Origin of the sequence: Oceaniferula flava, assembly GCF_016811075.1 — a bacterium.
GTDB classification, from domain to species: domain Bacteria; phylum Verrucomicrobiota; class Verrucomicrobiia; order Verrucomicrobiales; family Akkermansiaceae; genus Oceaniferula; species Oceaniferula flava.
This window is the reverse complement of the sequence record NZ_JAFBGL010000011.1, coordinates 45,926-69,111: the sequence shown is the minus strand read 5'-3', so window position 1 is coordinate 69,111 and position 23,186 is coordinate 45,926. Positions and strand designations below refer to the sequence as shown.

At 55.3% G+C, this 23,186-nt stretch carries 18 protein-coding genes; 8 read left to right on the top strand and 10 right to left on the bottom strand.

Translation table 11 applies throughout. The features are described 5' to 3' along the window. Nucleotides 1-4: 4 nt before the first annotated feature. Together JO972_RS14865 and lnt are read left to right on the top strand one after the other, a co-directional pair. Entirely contained in the window at nucleotides 5-1,948 is a 1,944-nt protein-coding gene (locus JO972_RS14865) for a phospho-sugar mutase (protein ID WP_309490867.1), read from the top strand. A 27-nt stretch (nucleotides 1,949-1,975) separates the two neighbouring features. Continuing rightward, entirely contained in the window at nucleotides 1,976-3,811 is a 1,836-nt protein-coding gene (lnt, locus tag JO972_RS14860; protein WP_309490866.1) for an apolipoprotein N-acyltransferase, read from the top strand. A 55-nt stretch (nucleotides 3,812-3,866) separates the two neighbouring features. Here the strand turns inward: lnt and JO972_RS14855 are convergent, their stop codons facing one another. The 4 genes from JO972_RS14855 to JO972_RS14840 form a co-directional block, all read right to left on the bottom strand. Beyond that, nucleotides 3,867-4,544, bottom strand: a complete 678-nt coding sequence (locus JO972_RS14855) for an outer membrane protein (RefSeq protein ID WP_309490865.1) — start codon at nucleotides 4,542-4,544, stop codon at nucleotides 3,867-3,869. Nucleotides 4,545-4,771: 227 nt separating this feature from the next. After that, nucleotides 4,772-5,443: an outer membrane protein gene (locus JO972_RS14850; protein ID WP_309490864.1), complete on the bottom strand. Its 672-nt coding sequence runs from the start codon at nucleotides 5,441-5,443 to the stop codon at nucleotides 4,772-4,774. A 271-nt stretch (nucleotides 5,444-5,714) separates the two neighbouring features. Continuing rightward, nucleotides 5,715-6,488, bottom strand: coding sequence for an acyl-ACP--UDP-N-acetylglucosamine O-acyltransferase (lpxA, locus tag JO972_RS14845; protein WP_309490863.1), 774 nt, complete (start codon nucleotides 6,486-6,488; stop codon nucleotides 5,715-5,717). Between the two features lie 27 nt (nucleotides 6,489-6,515). Then, on the bottom strand, nucleotides 6,516-7,817 hold the full coding sequence (locus JO972_RS14840; RefSeq protein ID WP_425498324.1) for a bifunctional UDP-3-O-[3-hydroxymyristoyl] N-acetylglucosamine deacetylase/3-hydroxyacyl-ACP dehydratase: 1,302 nt from the start codon (nucleotides 7,815-7,817) through the stop codon (nucleotides 6,516-6,518). Nucleotides 7,818-8,303: 486 nt separating this feature from the next. On the opposite strand from JO972_RS14840, the gene JO972_RS14835 reads away from it, so the two are divergent. Beyond that, nucleotides 8,304-9,182, top strand: a complete 879-nt coding sequence (locus JO972_RS14835) for a universal stress protein (RefSeq protein ID WP_309490861.1) — start codon at nucleotides 8,304-8,306, stop codon at nucleotides 9,180-9,182. On the opposite strand, the gene JO972_RS14830 is transcribed toward JO972_RS14835, so the two are convergent. The 5 genes from JO972_RS14830 to JO972_RS14810 all read right to left on the bottom strand — a co-directional run bounded on the left by JO972_RS14830 (nucleotide 9,183) and on the right by JO972_RS14810 (nucleotide 14,099). Beyond that, the gene (locus tag JO972_RS14830) at nucleotides 9,183-10,442 is read right to left on the bottom strand and encodes a DUF445 domain-containing protein (RefSeq protein WP_309490860.1); all 1,260 of its coding nucleotides are present in this window, start codon (nucleotides 10,440-10,442) and stop codon (nucleotides 9,183-9,185) included. Then, on the bottom strand, nucleotides 10,439-11,149 hold the full coding sequence (locus JO972_RS14825) for a pseudouridine synthase (protein ID WP_309490859.1): 711 nt from the start codon (nucleotides 11,147-11,149) through the stop codon (nucleotides 10,439-10,441). Before JO972_RS14825 ends, JO972_RS14830 begins: the two co-directional genes overlap by 4 nt. 40 nt (nucleotides 11,150-11,189) lie before the next feature. After that, on the bottom strand, nucleotides 11,190-12,776 hold the full coding sequence (locus JO972_RS14820) for a LamG-like jellyroll fold domain-containing protein (RefSeq protein WP_309490858.1): 1,587 nt from the start codon (nucleotides 12,774-12,776) through the stop codon (nucleotides 11,190-11,192). Continuing rightward, nucleotides 12,773-13,333 (bottom strand): sigma-70 family RNA polymerase sigma factor, encoded by a 561-nt coding sequence (locus JO972_RS14815; RefSeq protein WP_309490857.1) that lies wholly within the window; start codon nucleotides 13,331-13,333, stop codon nucleotides 12,773-12,775. The genes JO972_RS14820 and JO972_RS14815 overlap by 4 nt, the downstream gene beginning before the upstream one ends. Nucleotides 13,334-13,448: 115 nt before the next feature. After that, nucleotides 13,449-14,099, bottom strand: a complete 651-nt coding sequence (locus JO972_RS14810; RefSeq protein ID WP_309490856.1) for a choice-of-anchor R domain-containing protein — start codon at nucleotides 14,097-14,099, stop codon at nucleotides 13,449-13,451. A gap of 355 nt (nucleotides 14,100-14,454) precedes the next feature. Here JO972_RS14810 and JO972_RS14805 point away from each other — a divergent pair, with 355 nt between their 5' ends. Continuing rightward, on the top strand, nucleotides 14,455-16,887 hold the full coding sequence (locus tag JO972_RS14805; RefSeq protein WP_309490855.1) for a hypothetical protein: 2,433 nt from the start codon (nucleotides 14,455-14,457) through the stop codon (nucleotides 16,885-16,887). Between the two features lie 165 nt (nucleotides 16,888-17,052). Here JO972_RS14805 and JO972_RS14800 read toward each other — a convergent pair whose 3' ends face one another. After that, entirely contained in the window at nucleotides 17,053-17,844 is a 792-nt protein-coding gene (locus JO972_RS14800; RefSeq protein WP_309490854.1) for a histidine phosphatase family protein, read from the bottom strand. Nucleotides 17,845-18,197: 353 nt separating this feature from the next. On the opposite strand from JO972_RS14800, the gene JO972_RS14795 reads away from it, so the two are divergent. The 4 genes from JO972_RS14795 (at nucleotide 18,198) to JO972_RS14780 (ending at nucleotide 23,183) form a co-directional block, all read left to right on the top strand. Further along, a complete protein-coding gene (locus JO972_RS14795) occupies nucleotides 18,198-19,400 on the top strand; it encodes an AraC family transcriptional regulator (protein ID WP_309490853.1) in 1,203 nt (400 codons plus the stop codon). A gap of 190 nt (nucleotides 19,401-19,590) precedes the next feature. Continuing rightward, nucleotides 19,591-20,988, top strand: coding sequence for a sulfatase-like hydrolase/transferase (locus JO972_RS14790; protein ID WP_309490852.1), 1,398 nt, complete (start codon nucleotides 19,591-19,593; stop codon nucleotides 20,986-20,988). Nucleotides 20,989-21,255: 267 nt separating this feature from the next. After that, nucleotides 21,256-21,969 carry a PEP-CTERM sorting domain-containing protein gene (locus JO972_RS14785; protein WP_309490851.1) on the top strand — a complete coding sequence of 238 codons (714 nt, stop codon included), beginning with the start codon at nucleotides 21,256-21,258 and terminating at the stop codon, nucleotides 21,967-21,969. Nucleotides 21,970-22,118: 149 nt separating this feature from the next. Then, the gene (locus JO972_RS14780) at nucleotides 22,119-23,183 is read left to right on the top strand and encodes a family 43 glycosylhydrolase (protein WP_309490850.1); all 1,065 of its coding nucleotides are present in this window, start codon (nucleotides 22,119-22,121) and stop codon (nucleotides 23,181-23,183) included. Nucleotides 23,184-23,186 lie beyond the last annotated feature (3 nt).

Here is a 23,186-nt window from a genome sequence, read left to right as displayed (position 1 = left end):
CGAAATGGCCGATATTCAGACCTCCCTTGATCAAGCAGTGGCTGCTGGCAGCTTACTGGAATCTTCTCGCGAAAACATCCTAGCCCTTCTGCAAGGCACCACCAGTCCTGTGGCTGAGGCCTCGATTCAAGAGCTGATCGCCGCCGACGAGTGGCAGGAGCTGAATGATCGATTTTACAAAACGCTGGCATTTGGCACCGGCGGCCTGCGTGGTCGCACGATTGGCCGGGTGGTCACCGATGCAGAGCTTGGAAAAGGAGGCCCGAACGAGCGCCCGGAGCACCCCTGTGTGGGAACGGCTTCGATGAATTTCTACAACGTCAGCCGTGCCATTCGCGGCATGGTGATCTACCTCAAACGCTACCTCGCGGAGCAAGGTGAGGCCCGCAAGCCCGCCTTTGTCATCGGTCACGACACCCGTCATTTCTCCCGCGATTTTGCCGAGTTCTGCGCCAAGATCTGCACCGATCTGGGATGCGATGTGCACCTCTTCGACGGACCACGGTCGACGCCGCAAATTTCCTACGCCATCCGCGCACTTAATGCGGATGCGGGAGTGGTACTCACCGCGAGCCACAACCCGTCTCACGACAACGGCTTCAAAGCCTACTTCAATCAAGGCGCTCAGCTCGTCGGTGAGAATGCCGAGGGTGTGATCAATGAGGTCAATGCCATCACTAGCGAGGCCTACGAGCCGGTGGCCGAGGCGGGTCGAGGCCTGTTGAACGTGCTCGGTGCCGAAGCCGATCGTGTTTACATGGACGATGCCAAAGGCCTGCTGCTTCGCCCCGATCTGCTGGAGAACAGCGACGACAAAACCAAGGTCGTCTTCACCAACCTCCACGGCACAGGCGGGCACTGCATTGTGCCGCTACTGACCGAGCTCGGCTTCGATGTGCTCACCGTGCCTGAGCAAGACATTCAAGATGGACGATTCCCCACCGTCAAATCGCCGAACCCTGAGAACGCCGAGGCGCTTGCCATGGGGATTGAGCTGGCGAAAAAGGAAGGTGCGGAAATTGTCATCGGCACCGACCCGGACAACGATCGCATGGGGGTGGCCGTTCGCAACGACGCCGGGGAAATGCAAATCCTCACCGGCAATCAGATCGGTTCGCTGATGGCCTGGTATCGGACCAAAACCTTCTTCGACCAAGGCATCATCACCGATTCCAATCGCAGCCGTGCCGTGCTCATCAAGACCTTCGTCACCACCGAGCTGCAGCGCGCCATTGCCGAGAAATTCGGTGTAGGCATCGTCGATACCCTCACCGGCTTCAAATACATCTCCGCCAAACTCGAGAAATATGAGCAGGCGATCCCCGCTGATAAAAAAGGCGACTACCGTAAGCTCAGCCAGGAGCAGAGCCGGGCGCTGCGTCTGGAATACTCCCGCTTCTTCATCTTTGGTGGCGAGGAAAGTTACGGATACCTCGGCACCGATACCATCCGCGACAAGGATGGCAACGGCGCGGCCGTCATGTTTGCCGAACTCGCCGCCTATGCCAAGAGCGTGGGGCAGAGCCTTGCAGCTTTGTTGGACGACCTTTACAAGGAGTTCGGTTACCACCTCGAGGTGGGTAAAGCGCTGGTCATGGAAGGTGCCGACGGTGCCGCTCAGATCAAGTCGCTGGCCGCCTCCTACTCCTCCAACCCACCGAGCGAGATCGACGGTGCCGCCGTCACACGGGTGCGCGATTTCTCCAAGGACGATTTCGAAGATGCCGAGGGCGATGCCATTCCCAAGGAAGGCATGTTGATCATCGAGCTGGCCGACGGTCGCTCCTGCGCGGTGCGTCCGTCCGGGACCGAGCCGAAGATCAAGTATTACCTCTTTGGCAAAGACGCCCCCGCCGAGGATCTGGCGGCAAGTAAGAAAAAGGTAGCTGCCGGGCTGGACTCACTGTGGTCCGCGCTCGAGGCCGATGCCAAGTCCCGCATGGCCTAGGCCGATATGGGACACCCGAGCTAGCTCATGGCGATGAAGAATTTTCCCAAGTGTCTCTGGCCATGGGTGCTGGCTGCGGTCAGTGGCCTTCTGCTGGCGCTCTGTTTTCCCGACTGGAACCTGTCTGGACTCGTCTGGGTGTGGATGTTGCCGCTGCTACCTGCCATTTGGCGTGGCAGCCGGAAGCGTTACGGCTTTGGCATCGCCTACACCGCCGGACTGGTGTTCTGGGCGGTGAACTTGAAGTGGGTCTGGACGGTGAGTGGTCTCGGCGCGATGGTGCTGGCTGCCTTTCTGGCTCTCTACTTCGGCCTCTGGGGCTTGATTGCCGTCACTTTGGGAAACCCGTGGCGGAAGCGCGCGGTCAACCGTGACGACGTCCAGGGAAGCGCGATTCAGCAAAAGATTGCGGCGAAACAAGCGGGGAAAAAAACCGGCCTGCTCGGTGGCGTGCTGGACGACTCCTTTCGTTCGCTCAAGTTTGCTCTGATCAATGCCGCCGCCTGGGTGGCGATCGAATGGTTGCGCGGATGGTTGTTTACCGGATTCGGATGGAATGGTCTCGGCGTCACTTTTCACAACACCCCGGTGCTGGCCCAAGCGGCGGATTTGGTGGGAGTGACCGGTCTGGCCTTCACCCCTGTCTTCATGAGTGCGGTGATCATTCAGACGTGCCGCAGACTTGGGGCGGAAGCGCAAACCGGCAAACTCAGACCGCGCTTGGACTTTAGCGTCGCCGCCCTGCTGTTAGCCGTGCAGTTCTGCTACGGCGTTTGGCGCGTGAAGGATGTCAATGGCTGGGAGACCGATCGCGTGCGCGTGTTGCTGGTGCAGGAAAACATCCCCCAAGACGTCAAGTGGGAGCCCCGCGCCAGTGCTGATATCCGCCAAGGTTACGCGGACTCCACCGCTGCTGCGCTCGCTAAGCTGGAGCAGGAAAATGTCGAGAGCGTGCAGCAGAACGTCAATGGCGACGAGGTGGAACTCCAGACCCCCGACCTGGTCGTCTGGCCCGAAAGTGCCCTGCCGCTGCCCCTGTTATTCGCCGAGGGCGTCGACGGTTACTTTATCTACGGCGAAACCCGCCATGTGCTCGAGAAAGAGGTTCTTCCGCTGGGGAACTTCACCCTGCTGCTCGGGATGAATGAATTTGAAGCCGAGTTCGATGGTGAATTTGCCCGCTTCAAAGAAGGAGGCGGACAGTATAACTCGCTGGCCACCGTGCGCCCGGACGGCTTGCTCGAGCAAAGCATCCAGACCTACCGTAAAAAACATCTCGTGCTCTTCGGCGAATACATCCCCTTTGACGAGCAACTGCCGTTCCTGCGTGATATTTTCAAATTCTCATCAGGGGCCTCGTTTGCAGGAGGGTTCACCGCAGGCACCTCCACCGAACCCCTGACCGTGCCGGTTTCGGGCGCCGATATGCAGGTGATCCCGACCGTGTGTTTTGAAGATACGGTCGGGCGACTGACCAGGAAGTTTGTCCGGCGTGAGCCCCAGGTCATTGTCAACGTCACCAACGACGGCTGGTTCAAGGAAAGCGAGCAAGCGCTGCAGCATCTGGCAAACTCCAAGTTCCGCGCCATCGAGCTTCGTCGTCCCATGATCCGCTCGGCCAACACCGGGGTCAGTGCCATCATCACCGCCACCGGTTCGCTCAAGGACCCCGTGACTGGTGAGCGCCAGGTGATCGAGGACGAAAATGGACGACCCTTCGTGCGTGCCAGCCATTACGGTCATGCCTACGCCCCAAAACACGGCCCTGTGAGCTTGTATGCGATGGCGGGAGATTGGTTTAGCTACCTGATGATTGGCCTGACTTCTGTGGCTTTCATTCGGGCACGTCTCCGCAGCTCATAAAAAACCCGCACAGCCTGAGCCATGCGGGTTTTTGCAATACGAGGGTTGGTTTTACTTAGAAGTTGAAGCGAGCGCCGAGCTCATAGTGGATTCCTCCATCGAGGTCGGCGACTTCATCATACACGGTTCCTGAGAGATCAGGGTTGTCCATGATGACGTAGCGAGCGCCTGCGTAGATTTCAAAGGACTCACTTACGTTGTAGGTTAATCCGGCGAAGATATGCGCATAGAACACGGTGTCGTCAAAATCGACATTGTCGTAACTGCTCGAAGCCTCGAAGTCGACCAGTGCGATACCGGCACCTGCACCGACATACCAGTTCAGGTTACCTGTTAAGTTGCATTCAAACTTATAGTTCAAGGTAATAGGAATGATTTCCCACTCCATGTCGATGTTACCATACTGATCGAAACCATTGGTCAGATTCGTGCTGGTAGGAATAAACAGGTCTTCGTCCTTCTCGGTGTATCCTACTTCTAGGAAGAAGGCGTGTGATCCGCATGGGTTAGATACGCAGGTGCGCTCGATACCAAGATGCAGGGTGTAAATATCTTCATCCCAATGATCGGCATCCATCTTACCATAGGAGCCACCGGCAAACCAAGTCCATAGGCAGGATGGTGCCGGAGGGGGCGCGATGATGGTTTTTCCTTTGGGTGAGTAGCTTTCTCCAGCTTGGGCTGCAGTGACCAGAGTGAGGCCGGCTAGTAATGATATAGTGGTGGTTTTCATAGCTTTTATATATTGATGTAGAGTTCGTTAGATTGCAATCATATTGTTAATGAGCCTGAGTAATCATCCTGACTGAGTAACTGTGGAATCATATCGAAACACAATTTTCATGATATGATGACTTCATGTTCATCGAATGCCTGACGGGTGCGAATGCATTGTATGCAAAAAAAAGCCCACACGGAAAACCGTGTGGGCTTAGAGATATTGTGAACTTGGCTAGTCCATTAGAAGTTATAGCGACCGCCTAACTCAATGTGTAGATCGCCATCTGGGTTCAAGTCGTCCTCGAGATCAGAATCGTCGAAGAAGCCAGGATCGTCCATGAAGACATAGCGAACACCTGAGAACACTTCAAATGCTGGAGTGATATTGTAGGTGATGCCGGCGAAAATGTGTGCGTAAAATACGGTGTCGTCTTTGGAAGCGTGACCATAGTATGAGCTGTCGGCTTCAGCGTCATAAAGAGCGATACCTGCGCCAGCACCGATGTACCAATTCAGGCTATCAGTAAGTGTTTGTTCATACTTGTAGTTCAAGGTGATAGGCACGATGTCTACTTCGTAGTCGATTTCTAACATAGGAGCAGCAATGGCATTAATGCTCTGGTATTGATAACCATAGTTCAGGTTATCTTGTTTCTCGGTGTAGCCTACTTCAAGGTAAACCGCATGCGAAGCATTGCTTCCTGCACATGTCAGCTCAGCGCCTACATGCATGGTGTAAATATCTTCGTCCCAATCACCTGAAAGGTAACCAGCAGAACCACCGGCAAACCATGTCCAAAGGCAAGAAGGAGCGGCTGCTGTAGGGATAGCTTTAGCGGAGTAATCGGAGCCGGCATGAGCGGCGGAGGAAAGCGCAAGCGCTGTCAACACGGGGAATAGAGTAGATTTCATAACGATGTTATTATGGATAGAATCTAATGTCAGGGCAATCTATAAAAAAAATAATGTTAGTGTATAACATGTATATACTAAACCGAATGAATTGCTGTTTAATAGCTTAGCTATGATAGCATATTTAAAATATCATCCGAGCTTGGATGTTGTCTAACGACCTGTGCTTAGCGGGCCTAACTACGTGCTCCGTAGCTGACGAGTATTGTCGATGATTGTCGATGATTGTCGATGATTGTCACGTCGATGAAAACGTGAATTGTCTAACGGCCTAACGGATGACTCCGCGTTCACTCTGGCGGATGAACTCAATCAGTCGCTTGACGTGAGTTTCCTGGGCCGTCTCGGTGCCTTCGAGTTCGTCGATCAAGGAGGTGAGGCTGTATTTCTTACTGAGGAAGAGCTTGCGGTAGGCGTTCTTGATCGAGCGGCGGGCTTCCTCGCTGAAGCCACGGCGCTGAAGTCCCACGAGGTTGGGGCTGCGCACGGCGGCCGGGTTGCCATCGACAATCATGTAGGGTGGCACGTCCTGCACGATCTTGGTGCAGCCGCCGACTAGGGCGTGCTCGCCGATGTGGCAGAACTGGTGGGCGCCGGAGAGTCCGGAAATAATCGCGTGATCACCGACGGTGCAGTGCCCCCCGAGGGTCCCATTGTTGGAGAGGATGCAGTGGTTGCCCACCTGGCAGTCATGCGCCACGTGGGAGTATGAGAGAAACAGGTTGTGGCTCCCAATCGTGGTGGGAACCTCCTCGGTCGTGCCACGGTGAATCGTGGTGTTCTCGCGGAAGGTATTGTGATCGCCGATGTGCAGGGCGGTGGGTTCTCCGACATATTTCAGGTCCTGGGTGATCTGACCGATCGCCGAGAAGGGGAAGAAGATGTTGTTCTCACCGATGCTGGTGTGGCCCTCGATGACCACGTGCGATTTCAGCACGCTGCCTTTGCCGATGGAGACATTCGCACCCACCACGCAGTAGGCGCCCACCTCCACGCCGTCGGCAATTTCCGCGGCGGGGTCGATAATGGCAGTTGAGTGAATCATGCTCTTGGGAATCGGGGAGCCGCAGGATTAGGAATCGATCAGGGCGAACTTGAGTTCACCGGAGGAAACCACCTCGCCATTGACGATACAGCGGCAGATGGCGGAGCCGATGCTGCGGCGGATCTTGAGGATTTCAGCCTCGATGAAGAGGGTGTCGCCGGGGAGGACCGGCTTGCGCCACTTGACCTTGTCGACGCTCATGAAGTAACCAATTTTCCCTTGGTTCTCAGGTTTGCGCAGCATCAGGATGGAGGCGACCTGGGCCATGGCCTCTACCTGCAGCACGCCGGGCATCACCGGGTGGCCTGGGAAGTGACCTTGGAAGAAGGGTTCGTTGATGGTGACGTTTTTCACGCCGGTGCACTTGTTGTCACCTTCGAAATCGACCACGCGATCGACCATCAGGAAGGGGTAACGGTGAGGCAGGATCTTCATCACCTCATTGACATCGAGCACGGCTTCACCTTCTGGGATGGTGACGGGTGGCACCATGGTGCGCATGCGCATGTATTCGTTCTTGAGGGTGGATGCCATCTTGGTGTTCGGGCCGTGGCCGGGTTTGACACAGATGACGTGTCCCATGATCCGCTTGCCGCTGAGCATGAGATCGCCGATGACATCGAGTGCCTTGTGACGGGCAAACTCATTGTTGTATCGCATCGGCTCCTTGCTCATGACTTCCTCGCCGCGGACAACCACGGCATTTTCCAGGCTGCCACCTTTGATTAAGCCTTTGTCGAGCAGAGGCTTGACGTCTTCGTAATACACGAAGGTGCGAGCGGGAGCGATTTCCTTTTCGTAGAGTTCAGGAGTGACTTCGCTGGAGAAATACTGGGTGAATCGGCCGTCGGGACCGACGTTGGTTACTGAGACACGGAACTTTTTGTCCGGCACGATGGTGATCAGTGAGCCATTGCCAGTTTCCATGTGAATCGGCTCGCGGATTTCGTAAACTTTGCGCGGCTTGTCCTGCTGCTCGATGCCGGCTTGCTTGATCAGCTCGACGTAGGGAGCTGATGAGCCGTCGCCGATGGGTGGCTCGTTGGCGTCCATTTCGATGATGGCATTGTCGACGCCCATGCCGCAGAGCGCGGAGAGGATGTGTTCGACAGTGTGCACCTTCACAGATCCCTCGGCCAGGGTGGTCGCGCGTTCGACGGTCTGCACCTTATCGACATCGGCATCGATGAACGGTTGGTCGTCCAGATCGACGCGGCGAAATTTGAACCCGTGCCCTGCAGGTGCAGGTTTCACGGTGAGGCTGACTTTTTCCCCAGTGTGCAGGGAGGTTCCCTCCAGCGTGGCGGCGGAGGCGACTGTGTGTTCCATTTCGGCGGACATTTGGGACTGATAGTGGATGAGCGTGGAAATGACAAGCATTTGCATGGTCATTAGTGCGAGGCTATGGCGTAGCCGTGAAAAGTCGCTAAAATGGGGGGCTGAGTGCTATGAACTGGGCAAAATTGGGCGGCCTGAACAGCGGACCGAGAGACGCGCTGAGATTGCTGGAGGTGTATCGTCGGCTGGTCTTCTTTTTCGAGCCTTAAGCTAAGGCAGGGAAAGAGCAGATACTGTTGAAATGGTGAGGGCGCGAACGGCAGCCGCAAGACGACTCAGGGATGGCCTTTTGGAATGTGCGTGGAGCGTTGTGATAGACCTACTTCAAGTGTTTATGTTAGATTTCCTAACGCTTTGGGATTTCCCTCTTTGTTCACCCGATGCTCCTTGACAGTAGTGGCTTTATGGCCGAATGCTGTGGGTGGCTCGTGCACTTGACGGCACGCTGCCCGAAGCATTTCCTAACAGACTCTTATTATGAAAAAAACTCAACCTATTATTGCCGGTATCGATTTTTCGTCACCATCTGAAAATGTTCTCAAACATGCGGTCCACGCCGGACGTGCTGCGGGAGTTCCGGTGATTGCTGTGCATGTTCTCTGTGCATCACATTTACACCACTGGGGCAAGTCCGCAGGGGAGGCTGAGGCCGCGTTGGAAAAAGAAGCTCTCGAGAAGCTTGAAGCTTTGGTGGAGTCCACTGTGCCGGGTGAAAGTGTGCAGTGTGTGGTCTGCACAGGCCGGGCTGCGGATGAGCTGGACCGACTGACTAAAGAGCACGATGCTGGGATGCTGGTCATCGCGGCCAACGATATGAGCAAACGCCGTCTAGGCACCATTGCTTCGCGCTGCGTTCGTCTGGTTCCATCCGATGTTCTGTTAGTGCGCGACTGGCAGGAGGGTGACTTCAAAAAAATCATCGTCTGCACCGACTTCAGTGTGTCTTCGAATACCATTCTGGAAAAGGCAATCACTGAAGCCGAAGCGAACGGCGCGCTCTTGGAAATTGTCCATGTGATCTATCCTCCAAATAAAGATATCTGGGGTAAAACTCTGGAAGGTGGAGAGTCGGACACGGCCACCTACGTCGCCAAAGTGCGCGCGCAAACGCAGGAACAGATGGACCAGAGCTTGGCCGACTTCGCCGATAGGTTGAAGGGGATTACGCACACAACCAAGATTTTGGAATCGGTGGTTCCCTCGGTGGAACTGACCTACCACATCAATGAAAGTGATGCGGACCTCGCTGTGCTGGGCACACGCCGGCAGTCGAAGCTCGCCAGCATGTTCATCGGCACCAATGCCGAGCGGCTGATGCATGACTCCGAGGTCTCCGTGCTTGCCGTGCGTTGCTGATCAATGCCAGATTAGCAGGCCAATGGCGTGCAGACTGACTCCCACAAGTCCCCCGATCAAAGTGCCGTTGATGCGGATGAACTGAAGATCGGGGCCGACTTGTTGTTCGAGCTTTTGGATTAAGGTAGCGGCGTCCCACTGCTCGATGGTGTTGCGGATCATGGCTTCGATGTGCTCGCCGTGCTGGGTGAGGATTTGATCGATGCCTTCCAGCAGCGTGTTCTCAATCCGCTGCGCGAGCTCTGGGTTGTGATCGATGGCGGTGCCGGCGGAGACGATGATGGAGCTGAGGTGATCGACCGTTTTGGGAACCTCACTCTGGAGATCTCGATCGAGACTACGGCGCACTTGCTGCCACAAGCGCTCGGCCAGTTCGCCACTGTGAGGGTCTTCCAGCCACTGGTCGCGGATGCTTTCGAGCTGGGACCTCAGTTCCGGATTGTTGGAAAATTGTTCCCGGGCGGCGGTCAGTTGCTCGTCAATGATGTCCCAGAGCGGCTCGGTTTCGTCCTCGCTGGCGGCGATGAGTTTGGCCTCGATGCTGCCGGTGGTTCGCTCGGAGATGTCCTCGGCAATGGCGCGTGATATCCTTCCTAACAACGGGACCTTGTTGAGTGGCGCCTTGTTCCCCGCGGCTTCTTCGATACGCCCGCGGTTGTGCGAGATGGCGGATGAGAGCTGCCGCAGGACAGGGGCTAACAATTTGCGGTAGCGCTGTTCTGCGAGCATCCAATCGAGCAGCTTGCCGCTGATCTCATCAGGCCGAACCGTTTTCAGCTGCTCGGTGAGTTTGCTGGTGAGCAGCTTGTGGGCGTCGTTTTTTTCCAGTGCATCCAGTGCGGTGGGTAGCATTTGCAAGGTTTGCTGGGCGAGTTTGTCAGCGTTGGCTGGTTGGGTCATCCAGCTGGCCATGCGTGGCACCAGCATGAGTTCTTTGGCTTGCTGGCAGATCAGTTCGGCGGTGAGAAAGTTTCCCCTGACAAACTGAGCGAGTGCTGCGCCGATACGGTCTTTTTCCTTGGGGATGACGGCGGTGTGGGGGATGGGCAGGCCGAGCGGGTGGCGGAACAGGGCGGTGACGGCAAACCAGTCGGCCAGTCCCCCCACCATGCCAGCCTCGGCAAAAGCTCTCAGCCACTCGAGCCACGGCCACTGGGTCTGGTAGCTGCGGGCGAAAACATAGAGCATGGCCATCAGCGCTAAAATAGCACCCGCAGCGAGTCGCATGCGTCTGAGGCGTGGGTTGGGGAGATCGGTCACGACTTCGGAGTATCGAGCGGGGCGCTGGAAAATGCAACTTCGGCTTCGGTCAGGGGGCGGTATTTTCCGACCTCCAAGGAGCGGTCTAACATGATGCCGCCCATGCTCTCGCGGTGCAGTGACGTTACTTTATTTCCCACCGCATGAAACATCCGCTTCACCTGATGATAGCGCCCTTCGTAAATTGTTAGCCGCGCCTGGTGCGGGGTGATGATTTCCAAATCAGCCGGCGCGGTGGTGAGGTCCTCGTAGGCGAAGTAGATCCCACGGGCAAAGTGGTCATGGGTTTCTTCGGTCACCGGCTCGGCGGTTTCCACGAGGTAGACCTTGGGCACGTTTTCCTTGGGCTCGGTGAGGCGACGCGACCATTTTCCGTCGTTGGTGAGAATGAGCAGGCCGGTGCTGGCGCGATCCAAGCGACCCGCAATGTGCAGCGTCTCCGGCACATTGATCAGCTCCATCACCGTCGGGTGTTCCGGATCGGTGGTGGCGCTGAGGTAGCCGGCGGGTTTATTCAGCATCAGGTAAACAGGAGAAGTATCACGCAGTAGCTTGCCGTCTAACATCACCTGGGTGAAATCGCCGATCTCGCAGCGGGTGTCTTTTTCCACCTGACCCTCCACCTGCACCCGTCCGGCCGCAAGGATGCGGCGGATATCGCGGCGTGCGTGGTCGGTGTGATGGAAGAGAAAGCGATCGAGCCTCATGCGCGCTCAGCTTACAGGCGCTGAGGCAAATGGAAATCTCCTATTTGCCTCGCTCCATCAGCTCGAGAATTTCGCTCTGGGACAGGGCGGCATCGAAGACGTAAAGTTCATCCAGCGCGCCTCGGAAGAAGCCGCCTTGGGTGTTCATCGTTTTGCTATCGAGGGTGTAAGTGACATTGCGCCCGACCCATAAGCCGTGTTTCGCTTTTTCCACCTGGGTTTTCACCTCTTGCAGCGCGGCGCGGGAGACCGTTTCTTTTCGGCCGTCGACATAGAGCAGCACGTGGGTGCCGACGTTCGGCTGCGAGCCACCATACATCACCACGGCGATATGATGCCACTTGCCATCGCGCAGGTCGGTGGTGCCGATGATCTGTCCGCCGTGCAGTCCCAGCCGCAAGCGTCCCACCGGACCATCTTTCACCAGTGGGTTGACGGAAATTTGCCAAGCTTCGCCGAGATCGGCTTTTCGACCCCAGGAAACCATCCCAAAACCCTGCGTCAGGATGAAATCTTCGGGCACTCGGACCCAGAAACTCACGGTGCGTGGGGAGCCTCCCTCGATGCCGCGGTAGTTGCTTTCGGCATAGGCACCGCGACCGTCAAAGTGCAGAGCCGCGCCGCGCGCACCATCGATCCATTGCGGCGTGGTGCCAGGAGGGTCCGCGAAGAAAACCAGATCGTTGGGTTGTCCATTTGATCTGCCCAGTTCACCTTGAGCGCGCGCCAGAAGTCCCTTGGAATCGTCAAAATTCCAGTGAATGAACTGCGCGGCTACATCGTGGCGCGGGGGCATGCGGGTGTAGAATTTTCCCACATCGGCGTCGATCGCTTCTCCTCCTTCGGGGTGCAGGCGGAATGCTTTGTTTTTTTTCAGGGTGACCGACTCGCCCTTCGAGGGAATCGCTTCGACGCTGCCGTCGATGACGTGGGTCTCCACCACATCGTCGTCCGATACCGAAACGGCGAATTCCGTGCCGAGATCGACCACACTGCCCTGGGAGGTTTCCACCCGATAGCCGTGACCTTTTTCCGTGGCTCGCATCACCAGGCTGCCGCGATGCAACACAGCGCGGTCGGCTGCCGGGAAATCGACATGCGCCGGTCCCTCGACGACCAGGGTGCCGCGACCTGCCAGTTCCAGTTCTAACAATCCGGAGTCGAATCGAACCGAGTCGCCTGCCTGCACGACCGCTCCGTCGGTCAGACGCTCCCCATGCCACTGGACGCCATCGCTGTGCATCAGAGTGGCGATGGTTGTCTGCTCCGTGGACAAAGAAGGGAGGTTCCAGAAGAAAATAGCCGTCGCGCAGAGAGCCATGACCGCAGCCAGGGCGAGCACTTGTCGGGTGGATCGGCGTCGGCTGAGTCGGGCCGTGACCTGGCTGGTGAAACCCTCCGCTTCCGCGTCTGCCACCTTGCTAATGATCTGCCGCTGCATCCGCTCGCTGGCCAGTTCATCTTCGCAGGCAATGCTAAGCTGTCCGTGCAGGGCGATCTGACGGCGGACTTCGGCGGCCAGCTGGGGATTCTTGCGCAGCCTTTGCTTCAGCTCGGCCACTTGCTCGGTGTGGAGCTCTCCTTCGACGAGCAGGGCGATCAGTTCCTCGGTGGATTCGGGTTTCATGCGTTTTCGGCGGCGAGTTGGTTTTCGATACAGCTTGCCAGCGATTTCCGCAGGCGATGAAGTTTCATGGTGATGGCGGAGTATCCCTGCGCTTGTTCGGCGGCGATTTCCTGGACGGATTTTCCGGTGACGTAGCGATCGTGCAACAGCTCGTTCGACGGCCCCTTGACCTTGCTCATGCAGAATTTTAAGGCGTCGATGGTATCGTTTCCTACCGCAAACTCATCGTCATCGCCTGTATCCAATAAGGCCTGAAGTTCAAGGTCGCCACCGATGCTGTCTTCGCGTTTTTTACGGATGTGATTGCGGAAGTGGTTGTGAGCGATCGACCGCAGCCAGGCCTCGAAGCTACCATCGCCACGGAACTCTCGGATTTTTTTAAAGGCGGTGACGAATGCGTCCTGCGCCAGGTCATCGGCGGCGGTCCAGTCGCGCAGTTGCCCACGGAGCCAGCCACGCAGCCATCCCTGATGCGCACGCACCAGTTCGCCAAACGCATCCAAGTCGCCGGACTGGCTGCGTTTGATCAGCTCAAGATGTTCGTGGGAACTATCCATGGATATGGGTAGGTGTAGCCAAGCAAGCGAGGTAACACAAGTTTCAGAATAAAATCGTCCCGCCGACATGGAGCGGGCGGGACGGAGAGCCTTGATCGATGTTAACCCTCTCGGATTACTTGCGGCGACGGAGGATGAGCGCGAGTCCGCCAAGTCCGAGAAGGGCTGCAGAGGAGGGTTCTGGAACGACGGTTCCATTAACCTCGAAAGCATTTAACAGACCGGAGCTTGAAGTCCAAGCCCCCGGATTGCTTCCGGTTCCGCCTGTCGCGAACAAGCCAGCTGTATTGCTAGCGGTTCCTGTCGCAGCTTCTGTAAAGCTTTCCCAGCCGACGCTCTCGCCAGTGTTATCAAAGCTCGCAAGCGCCACCCAGTAAGTCGTATTAGCTGCAAGAGTAATCGCTGAGTCGGGTGCGAATTCAAATATGTTCCCAGTAGAGTTCCCAGTATATGACAGATCGCTAAGAAGCGTGCCGATCGGAGCGCTAGTACCGTCATCCGACCAAATTGCTAAGTTTACGTTGTTAAGCTCATCTGTGGTAGCACCGCTTAGGCTAAGTCGAACTGTGTCGAGGGAGTAGTCGTCTCCTGATGCCGTGACGAAATTAAGCGCTTTACCGGCATTGTTACCATCAGTAATATTGCTGGTAGTTCCAGCCGTTGTTCCGATGCTACTGAATAGTACGACGGCTTGAGACAGCGAGGCTGATGCAGCCAATGTGGCCATTGCAAGAACAGAGGATTTTAGATAGGTTGTGTTTTTCATAATCATTGTTGGTTGGTAGCCAATTGCTTGGGTGGATCATGATTGATATTCATGATTTAAAATGAAACACCTAGTATTGGTCTATTAAGGGAGTGTTGCGGGCCACATGGATTAACACATCAAAGTGCATTTTTTTTGCAGGGGCTGCACCATGGCCGCGAGCTGCTGAAAGGAAGCAATATTTTTTGTGTTATTCCGGGTCTGCTACAACATTGATGCATGTAGATGGGCTCAAATCATGAGCACGGCGTCGATCATCGATCAAGTCCCAGCGAGCTAATTCACAGGCCACTATCTCATTGTCCCAGAACCATCATTCTTCCTTCGAAAGTCCCAGATTTATCAAACCGATCATATGAAATTTAAACTCCTCGTAGCATTCGCCGCCCTGACATCCTCGGGCTTCGCAGACTCTGCTCCGCCGAAACAAATCTCCGGCATCTACCCGCACCTCGCGATGTTCAATAACGAGAATGAGTGTGGAACGGGAGCCATTGTGCCGTGGGCGGACCGACTCTGGGTCATCACCTATGCGCCTCATGCGCCGAGAGGATCGTCTGACAAACTCTATGAAATTACCCCGGATTTAAAACAAATCGTCCGACCCGAATCCGTCGGTGGCACTCCGGCGAACCGGATGATCCACAAGGAGTCCAATCAGCTGTTCATCGGACCGTATATTATCGATGCCGATCGCCAAGTCCGCGCTATCCCACACACGGCGATGTTTGGTCGTCTCACTGGCAACGCCCGGCACCTCACAAAGCCTGCCGAGAAAATGGTCTATGCCACGATGGAGGAGGGGATTTACGAAGTGGATGTGCAATCTCTCGAGGTCAAGGAACTCTGGGCTGACGAACAGCGTAAGACCAAGAAACGCAAGGCCAACCTCCCCGGCTACCATGGCAAAGGGTTCTATTCCGGTCAGGGTGTTTACATCTATTCCAACAACGGCGAACACGGAAAGGCCGCAAAAACTCGCCCGGACGTTCCCTCCGGTGTGCTCGCCGAGTGGGACGGCAAGGCCAAGGCCTGGACCATTGTCCGACGAAATCAGTTCACCGAGATCACTGGCCCTGGCGGCATTCACGGCAGTGCTAACCCTGCCACCGACCCAATCTGGGCCGTCGGCTGGGATTACCGCTCGCTCATGCTCGGCGTTCGCATGCCAGAGAAAGGTTGGACCTTTTACCGTCTGCCCAAAGGCTCCCACTCCTACGATGGTGCCCATGGTTGGAACACCGAGTGGCCACGCATCCGCGACATTGGCGAGGACGACTACCTGATGACCATGCACGGCACGTTTTGGAAATTCCCCAAGACCTTCACACCTGACAATTCGTCCGGCATCGCACCACGCAGCAACTACCTGAAAGTCATCGGCGATTTCACTCGCTGGAACGACCACATTGTCATGGGCTGTGACGACACCGCCAAGGCCGAGTTCCTCAACAAGCGCAAAGCCAAGGGCGAAATCGCGGCTCCGCAGTCGCAGTCGAACCTCTGGTTTGTGACGCCGGATCAGCTCGATCACTTCGGCCCCGTGATTGGTCGTGGTGCGGTGTGGGAAAAGGAAGCCGTGCAAGCCAAGCAGCCATCCGATCCCTATCTGTTCTCAGGCTACGACATCCGTGGCCTGCACCTCAGCCACGAAGCGGATCAAGCGGTCACCTTCACCCTCGAGGTGGACCAACAAGGTGATGGAAATTGGACCCCGCTCAAGCAGATCGAAGTGGCCGCGAAGGGTTATGTTTTCACGGCCTTCACAGCCGAGGAAAGCGGCACTTGGGTGCGCATCACCAGCAACATCGACCTCCCCAAAGCCACCGCCGCATTCACCTACCGCAACGAGGATAGCCGCAGTGACAAAGCCGATGCCATGTTCAATGGTCTGGCCACATCCGACCAGCTAACAGGAGGTCTCGTCCGTGCGCGTGACAAAAACAAACGCACACTCTCGTTCGCCGCCGTGGATGCCCAGGGCAAGGACATCGGCTACTACGAAATGGCAGACGACCTGACGCTGAAACGCACGGATGACCAAGCTGCTCACAGCCACACCAAGCAGCACACCGCCATCCCCTCCGCCGCTCTCAGCACGGATGCCGCATCCGTTATTTACACCGATGAACAAGGCAAACGCTGGCGCCTTCCCAAGGCGGAACTGACCGGCTCACACCCGCTCGGTAGTGCTCGCATTGCTCGCGAAGTCGCCACCGAACGCGATCTGCTCAACGCCCACGGCACCTTCTACGAACTGCCCGCACGGAATGCCGGCGGTATTTCCAAACTCCGCGCGATTGCCACGCACAATCGCTACATCCACGACTTCTGTTCCTATCGAGGGCTTCTGATCATGTCCGGTATCGCCCAAGATCAGACCGGACAGACCTATCTGTCGGATCAAAACAAGCACACCATCACCTCGGACGATGGCAAAACAGCACTCTGGGCCGGTGCCATCGACGACATCTGGAAGCTCGGCAAGCCGCATGGAAAAGGTGGCCCGTGGAAAGACGCCGAGGTGAAAGCAGGCAAGCCATCCGATCCCTATCTGATGACCGGCTATGATCACAAATCACTCGCGATTTCCGCTTCGGAAAAATGCAGCATCACCGCCCAGGTCGACCTCACAGGCACCGGCCACTGGGTGAACTACCGCACATTCACCGTAGATGATATCGATCAAGAAGTGACTCACGAATTCCCCAAAGAATTCCAAGCCTACTGGATTCGTTTTGTCTCCGATCGTGACGCCTCGGTGACGACTCAGCTCATCTACCGTTAGATCCACTAACAGTTGCGACAAACAGTTTTCCGACACATACGATGTGTGTGTTGGAATGGCCGATCAGAAGCCAGTGATTGCCGGTTTCTTGATCCCATGGCAAGCACCAAAACTGGTAACGAAGTGGGGGAGTAGTCAGCTGGGCATAGATAGGGAAACCCTTTTTTAACGTGCCTTCTCGAGCTGCTCCGTGACGTAGGCTTCGTCGTTATACATTTTCAAGATGTAGGACCCGTCGTCTTTCCGTTCCACCATCCAGATCGTTGCATTACCGAGGCCTCTCCGGGCTTTTCCTGTCGGCTCTTCCTTGAGCAGCAGCTTGAGCAACGACACCCCGGAGCTGTTATGCCCCGCCAGCAAGATGGACTTCTCGGTGTTTCCAAATCGTTTTTCGATCAAGGCGATCACGTGTTGTGAGACATGCTTCGTGTAGGCCACTTTCAGTTCTTCGGCGCAGCCTTTGGGATATGAGGCGTAGTGGTTTTTGCCATCGGGTCTGAGGAAAAAGTGGTTCTGTTCGTCCTTCTCGATTTGAATGGCTTTACCACGGTTCAAGATCTCTTCCTTCACCTCAGGCAAGTCTTCGGAAAGGATGCTTCGCATGCCGGGCGCTTCTCTGAGCTTCGGCCAAATTTCAGCCTGTTGTTTCGTTGCCTTCAGATACGGTTGGATTGTGTTCCGGCACCTCCAGAGTGGGCTGCTGGCGATGAAATCGAATCGATACTTCTGTAGTTTTTTCGTCGCTCCGACCACCTCCTTGAGCCCCTGAGGGGTAAACATATTCGGATTCCCAACATAGGCCGGCCACTCTGCCTCCGGCACTCCTTTTTGCTGCCATTCCTTTTTCACATTGTGGCCACCCTGAGCGTGGCGGATGTAGTAGATTTTGAGTCCGGCATGAGCCACGCTGGAGAGCAGGGTGGTCATCAGCAAGGTAAGGAGGGTGGTTTTTTTCATGGGCTTGTTAGTGGTTATTTGTTGGGTGATTCCAATCGCACTCGTTGCAGTAATTCGGCCCGGTGCAGCAGCCTGGGGGAAGGTGATGTTCGTCGATTCGAATAACGTGGGCGTAGCACAAACCTACGCGCCGGAAGAGGGCTTGTTGCACGCAAAGTATGCCATCGAGTGGGGCAGAGAGATTATTTGAGTCATAAGCCGGACTCATCATTTTGATGTGTTGGTAGTGTGTAAAATGAAATTTCCTTGTCTAATTTATCAATTCTCGGAGAATGGCCCCGACTAACAGCTCCGTAGCACCATTTTTTAACAGACTTGGTGCACGATTTCCCACCGCACCATCGATTTCTTACATGCCAAAACCGTCTGACAAATTACTCGCCGGATCTCCGGAGCCACGGATCGGTGTGATGATCGAAACCGGACGTTCGTTCAGCAGAGGCCTGATCCAAGGCATCGCCCAGTATGCCAAGGAGCATGGCCCGTGGCAGATTATCCTACATGAACACCATCGGGAAGCAGGCGTGCCGAAGTGGCTGGAGGACTGGGATGGCGACGGCTTGATCACGCGTGTTTATGATCCTGACTTGGCCGACTTCCTTGCTGCTGCTCCGTATCCAGTGGTGGATATTGCAGGCAGTAGCGGGCATCCGCAGATTCCATCGGTTCAGGTGGATCAAAAATTGATGGCTCGATCGGTCGCCGAGTTTTTTCTCAATGCGGCATTTTCTAGCTTTGCCTTTTGCGGCTATCCGGGGCTGCGTTATTCCGACGAGCATCAGGCCGCATTCCTTCAGGAACTTGCCTCGCGGGGCTTTTCCGCCTCGGTCTATCACGCCCCCGACCAACGAATCACCCATGATTTGAACCAGCGGGAGGAATTCAACCCGGAGGGGTCTCCGGAGCTCACCGAATGGGTGCTCTCGCTGCCGAAACGCACTGCCATTTTTACCTGCACGGACCTGCGTGCCTTGCAGTTGCAGATGTGTATTAAGAATGCAGGGAAACGTATTCCCGAAGACATCTCCGTGCTGGGACTGGGCGACGAAACCGTGATGTGCAGCCTGGCCAACCCTGAACTGAGCAGTGTGCGCCACGACTCCCGGACGATGGCCAAACTGGCCTGTCATTGGATGCAAAACCTCATCGACCAGGAAGATCTCGCCGCTCCTGTGCCTCAGAATTTCACCATCACCGAGCGAGCCTCCACCGATGCGATTGCCAGTGACGACCCCCTGCTGGTTAAGGCGATGCGTTTCATCAGGGCGAACTGTCATAAAACCATCAATGCCCAGTCGGTGCTCTCACATGTCGAGCGATCGCGCAACACCGTGGAAACCAGGTTCCGAAATTATCTGGGGCGCACCGTGGCCGATGAAATCCTCCGGCTTCGCATCGAACGGGCACGACTCATTCTTACCCGCACGAACCTGAGCATCGAACAAACGGCGCACTCCTGTGGCTTTGCCACGGTCGCGCACTTCACGCGCTTGTTTAAAAAGGAAACCTCCTACACGCCGGGAAGCTACCGGAGTATTTACACCCTGACGCAATAGAACAGCGGCTTGGTTATTCGACTCTTCAGTATTCGGGTTTCGAGAACGGTCATGTGCGACGCTCCATTCTGACAAATCAGACCATCATTTTCACAGATATGAATAGTGACAATGGCGGTGGGAAGACGAGATTGTTCGCTGCGTGGGACGCCACACTACGCCGTTCACTTGTCAATCTCCCATGAAAAACATGATGTCTAAAAAAGGATTTTTACTTGCTCTGTTCGCCTGTTCTTTCGGAGCTGTCAGCTCCGTCGGTGCCGCCGAACCAGCTCCGAACATTCTGGTGATCCTACTCGACGACGCCGGTTACAATGATTTCGGATTCATGGGCGGCACCTCGATGAAAACTCCTAACATCGACCGCCTGGCAGCCAGCGGCATGGTCTGCACCGATGCGCATACCTCGGGGACCACCTGCAGCCCGTCGCGCGCAGGCATCATGACCGGGCGCTATCAGCAGCGATTCGGGCATCATGAAAATACACCACCGCACGGCAAGGGCATGGACCCCTCCGAGAAAACGATGGGCGATGCATTGAAGGCCGGTGGCTATAAGACCATGTATGTCGGCAAGTGGCACCTTGGCGACATGAAGAAACATTACCCCACCAATCGCGGCTGGGATGAATTTGTCGGTTTGCGAGAAGGCAGCCGATCCTATTTCCCAAGGAAAAATGAGAAACTGGGTGACCCCAGAGCGATCGAGCACAATGGCAAATTGGCGAAGTGGGATGGCTACCTGACGGACTACTTCACCGATGTCGCGGTCGATTATCTCAAACAAGCCAAGGATAAACCGTTCTGCATGTTCCTCTCCTACACCGCGCCGCACACACCGATGCATGCCAAGAAGGAACATCTGAAAATGTTCGAGGGTCACCCACGGCAAAAACTTGCCGCCATGTTGTGGTCGGTGGACGAGGGCATTGGCCGCGTTCTCCAGACCTTGGAGGAGCTGAACTTGCGGGAAAACACGCTGGTATTTTTTCTCAGTGACAACGGTGGCAGTTCGGCAAGCAGGAGCGACAACGGCCCGTTGAAAGGTTACAAAGGCACCAAGTTCGAAGGCGGCCAGCGTGTTCCCTTTGTGGTTTCCTGGCCTGCCAAGATCCCGGAAGGAGGGACTTATCAAGGACTGGTTTCAGCCCTCGATATCTACCCCACCAGTGCTCGGGCAGCCGGTGCTCCACTTGATCTTGGGAAAGCGCTCGACGGCGTCAACCTGATCCCGTTTCTACTGGGTGAAAATATGGGCGAGCCGCACGAGGTGCTCTACTGGAGCCGATCGATTGAGGATGCGATTCGTGTGGGCGACTACAAACTCATCGGTCACGAACACCACGGCTGGCGACTGTATAATCTCAAAGAGGACATCGGCGAGACGAAGAATCTGACCGCACTCTATCCTGAAAAAGTGCAGGAAATGCAAGAACTCTATCTGGCATGGGAAAAGCAGCTGCCAAACGCCAAGTGGTCAAGCCCCTCGAAGTGGGTCAAGTTGAAGTCCAAAATGTATGGTGAATTGCTGAAGCGTGATGCTGTTCCCGAAGACCCGTCTGCAACGAGGGGGTATCATGAGAAGTGATAATAATTTTGATAAATTAGACAATCGAATTGATGGTTCAGACTCTAGACGGTTTCTAATGAAATAGTTAGGTTTGTATGTCGCGCAGGTGCACTCCGTGAACCTGGGCTGCTCGCCTCGAGCAATGGATAGATCAATTAACTTTCGATCTAACCCAGATCGAGGTTCTCTACTCGGTCATGATCCGCTGCAAGTCATCAGACCCCTGCTCGGAGAATGCACCATCATCAACCAACGAACACCTCAAGAAATTAACCAACAATCGATATGAAGAAACCTTTCCAATCCGCAGCGCTTGCCGCGGTGATTCTGCCACTGACCGTTGGCGTGTCCGAGGCTGTAGTCATTGCCAATTATGATTTTACCGCCTATAGTTTAACCAATAGCGTGGGCGTTACGCCTGGAGTTACCGTGTCCGACTTCTCAGTAGGAAACTATGGAGATCTCACTGATAACGGAGCATCTGATAACCTGCGTCTTTCTGGAGATGACAATACTGACAATAGCACAGGAGCAGCCTTCACGAACGGAAATTTCTTAAGCTTCTCAGTCACCGTGGCAGATGGATACACCATGGATCTTAATACGCTCTCCATAGATACCCAAGTAACCAATGCCTTTCAGTATAGCAACGCACGTATCTACACAAGTATTCAAGGGTTTGATGATGTCGTCGACGATACGATTGCTCAAATTGGAGTCTCCTCAGGCGGCGGATTTCAAGCATTAACGACAAATATCATCGACTTCAACGGTGACTCGTATTTGGGAAGTAACATTTCAGATGCTGATTTTAACGGTCTTACGGACACGACGGTGACGTTTTATATTCCTTGGGTCGATAATTCAGGGTCAGATACACGGTATTCTGACGTTGATAACGTTAGCCTGGATGCCACCGTCACTGTAATCCCTGAGCCCAGCTCTGCGATGTTACTCGGCCTCGGTGGCCTCGCACTGGTGCTGCGTCGTAAGAAATAGGCAATAGCTCGGAGAATTGATTCTCTAACGACCTACAAACCTACACTACGTTTCAAAAGGCGACTTCTCTTGGCAGAAGCCGCCTTTTTTCAGCCTTGAGTCCGGCCAAAGTCTCGTCTCACAATCCTGCCACTATTCTATCCCATCCCATGAAACCTACCATCTTTCCTACTTCTTACCATGCATGGCGTCACTCAGGGTGCGCGGTGCTGATGTGCATCGTCGCCGTCGCCACCACAGCAGCAAACGCGCAGCTGCGGAATGAAATCAAGCCAGGGCAAGTCTGGAACGATACCGAGGGCAAACCGATCAATGCTCACGGTGGCTGCGTCATTTTCCATGAGGGCCTTTACTACTGGTATGGCACCCACAAGATCAAGGGGCTCTCCGAAAAGACCCATGCGGACGGTGGCTTTCGCTGTTACTCATCCAAGGACCTCGTGAACTGGAAGAACGAAGGCATGATGCTTAGCCTGGATCGGCCTGAGGATGAAGACCTCACCCATGAGTGTAACGCTGACCGCCCGAAGGTTATTTTTAATAAAAAGACCCGTAAGTTTGTGATGTTCTTTAAGCTCTATCTCCGCGGCCAAGGGACGAAAATTGCCTACACTGCGGTAGCCACTTCGCCAGATCCGACGGGGCCGTTCACTTACCGACACAAGTTTCTCGGTGGCAACTCAGCCAATGGCACTGGCGACTTTGCCATGTTTAAGGATGATGACGGCAGCCTCTATCACCTCGCCGTGCGCAAACCTAACAAGGAATTCGTCATCGGTAAAATGCGTGACGACTACCTGCTCCCCGAGGGCGATTACAAGGTCGCCAAAGGCATCACCAAACACACCGAAGGCCCTGCGCTGTTGAAGCACATGGGTCAATATATCATGCTGGCCTCTGGATCCACCGGTTGGCGACCGAATGCCGCGCGGCAGTTTTCCGCTGACTCGATCACCGGGCCGTGGACACCCGCCAAAAACCCAGTGTCCGGCAAAAACCCACACAATCAACTCGGCGCCAAACTGACCTTCGGCGGACAATCTAACTTCATCCTCAAAGTCGAAGGCAAGGAGAATGCATTTATTGCCATGTTCGATATCAATAAACCCGACCACCCCTATGAGAGTGGCTACATCTGGTTACCCATCACTTTGAAAGGCAGCAAGATGTCGATTCCATGGCGCGACTCCTGGTCGTTAGACGTTTTCAAGTAGAGC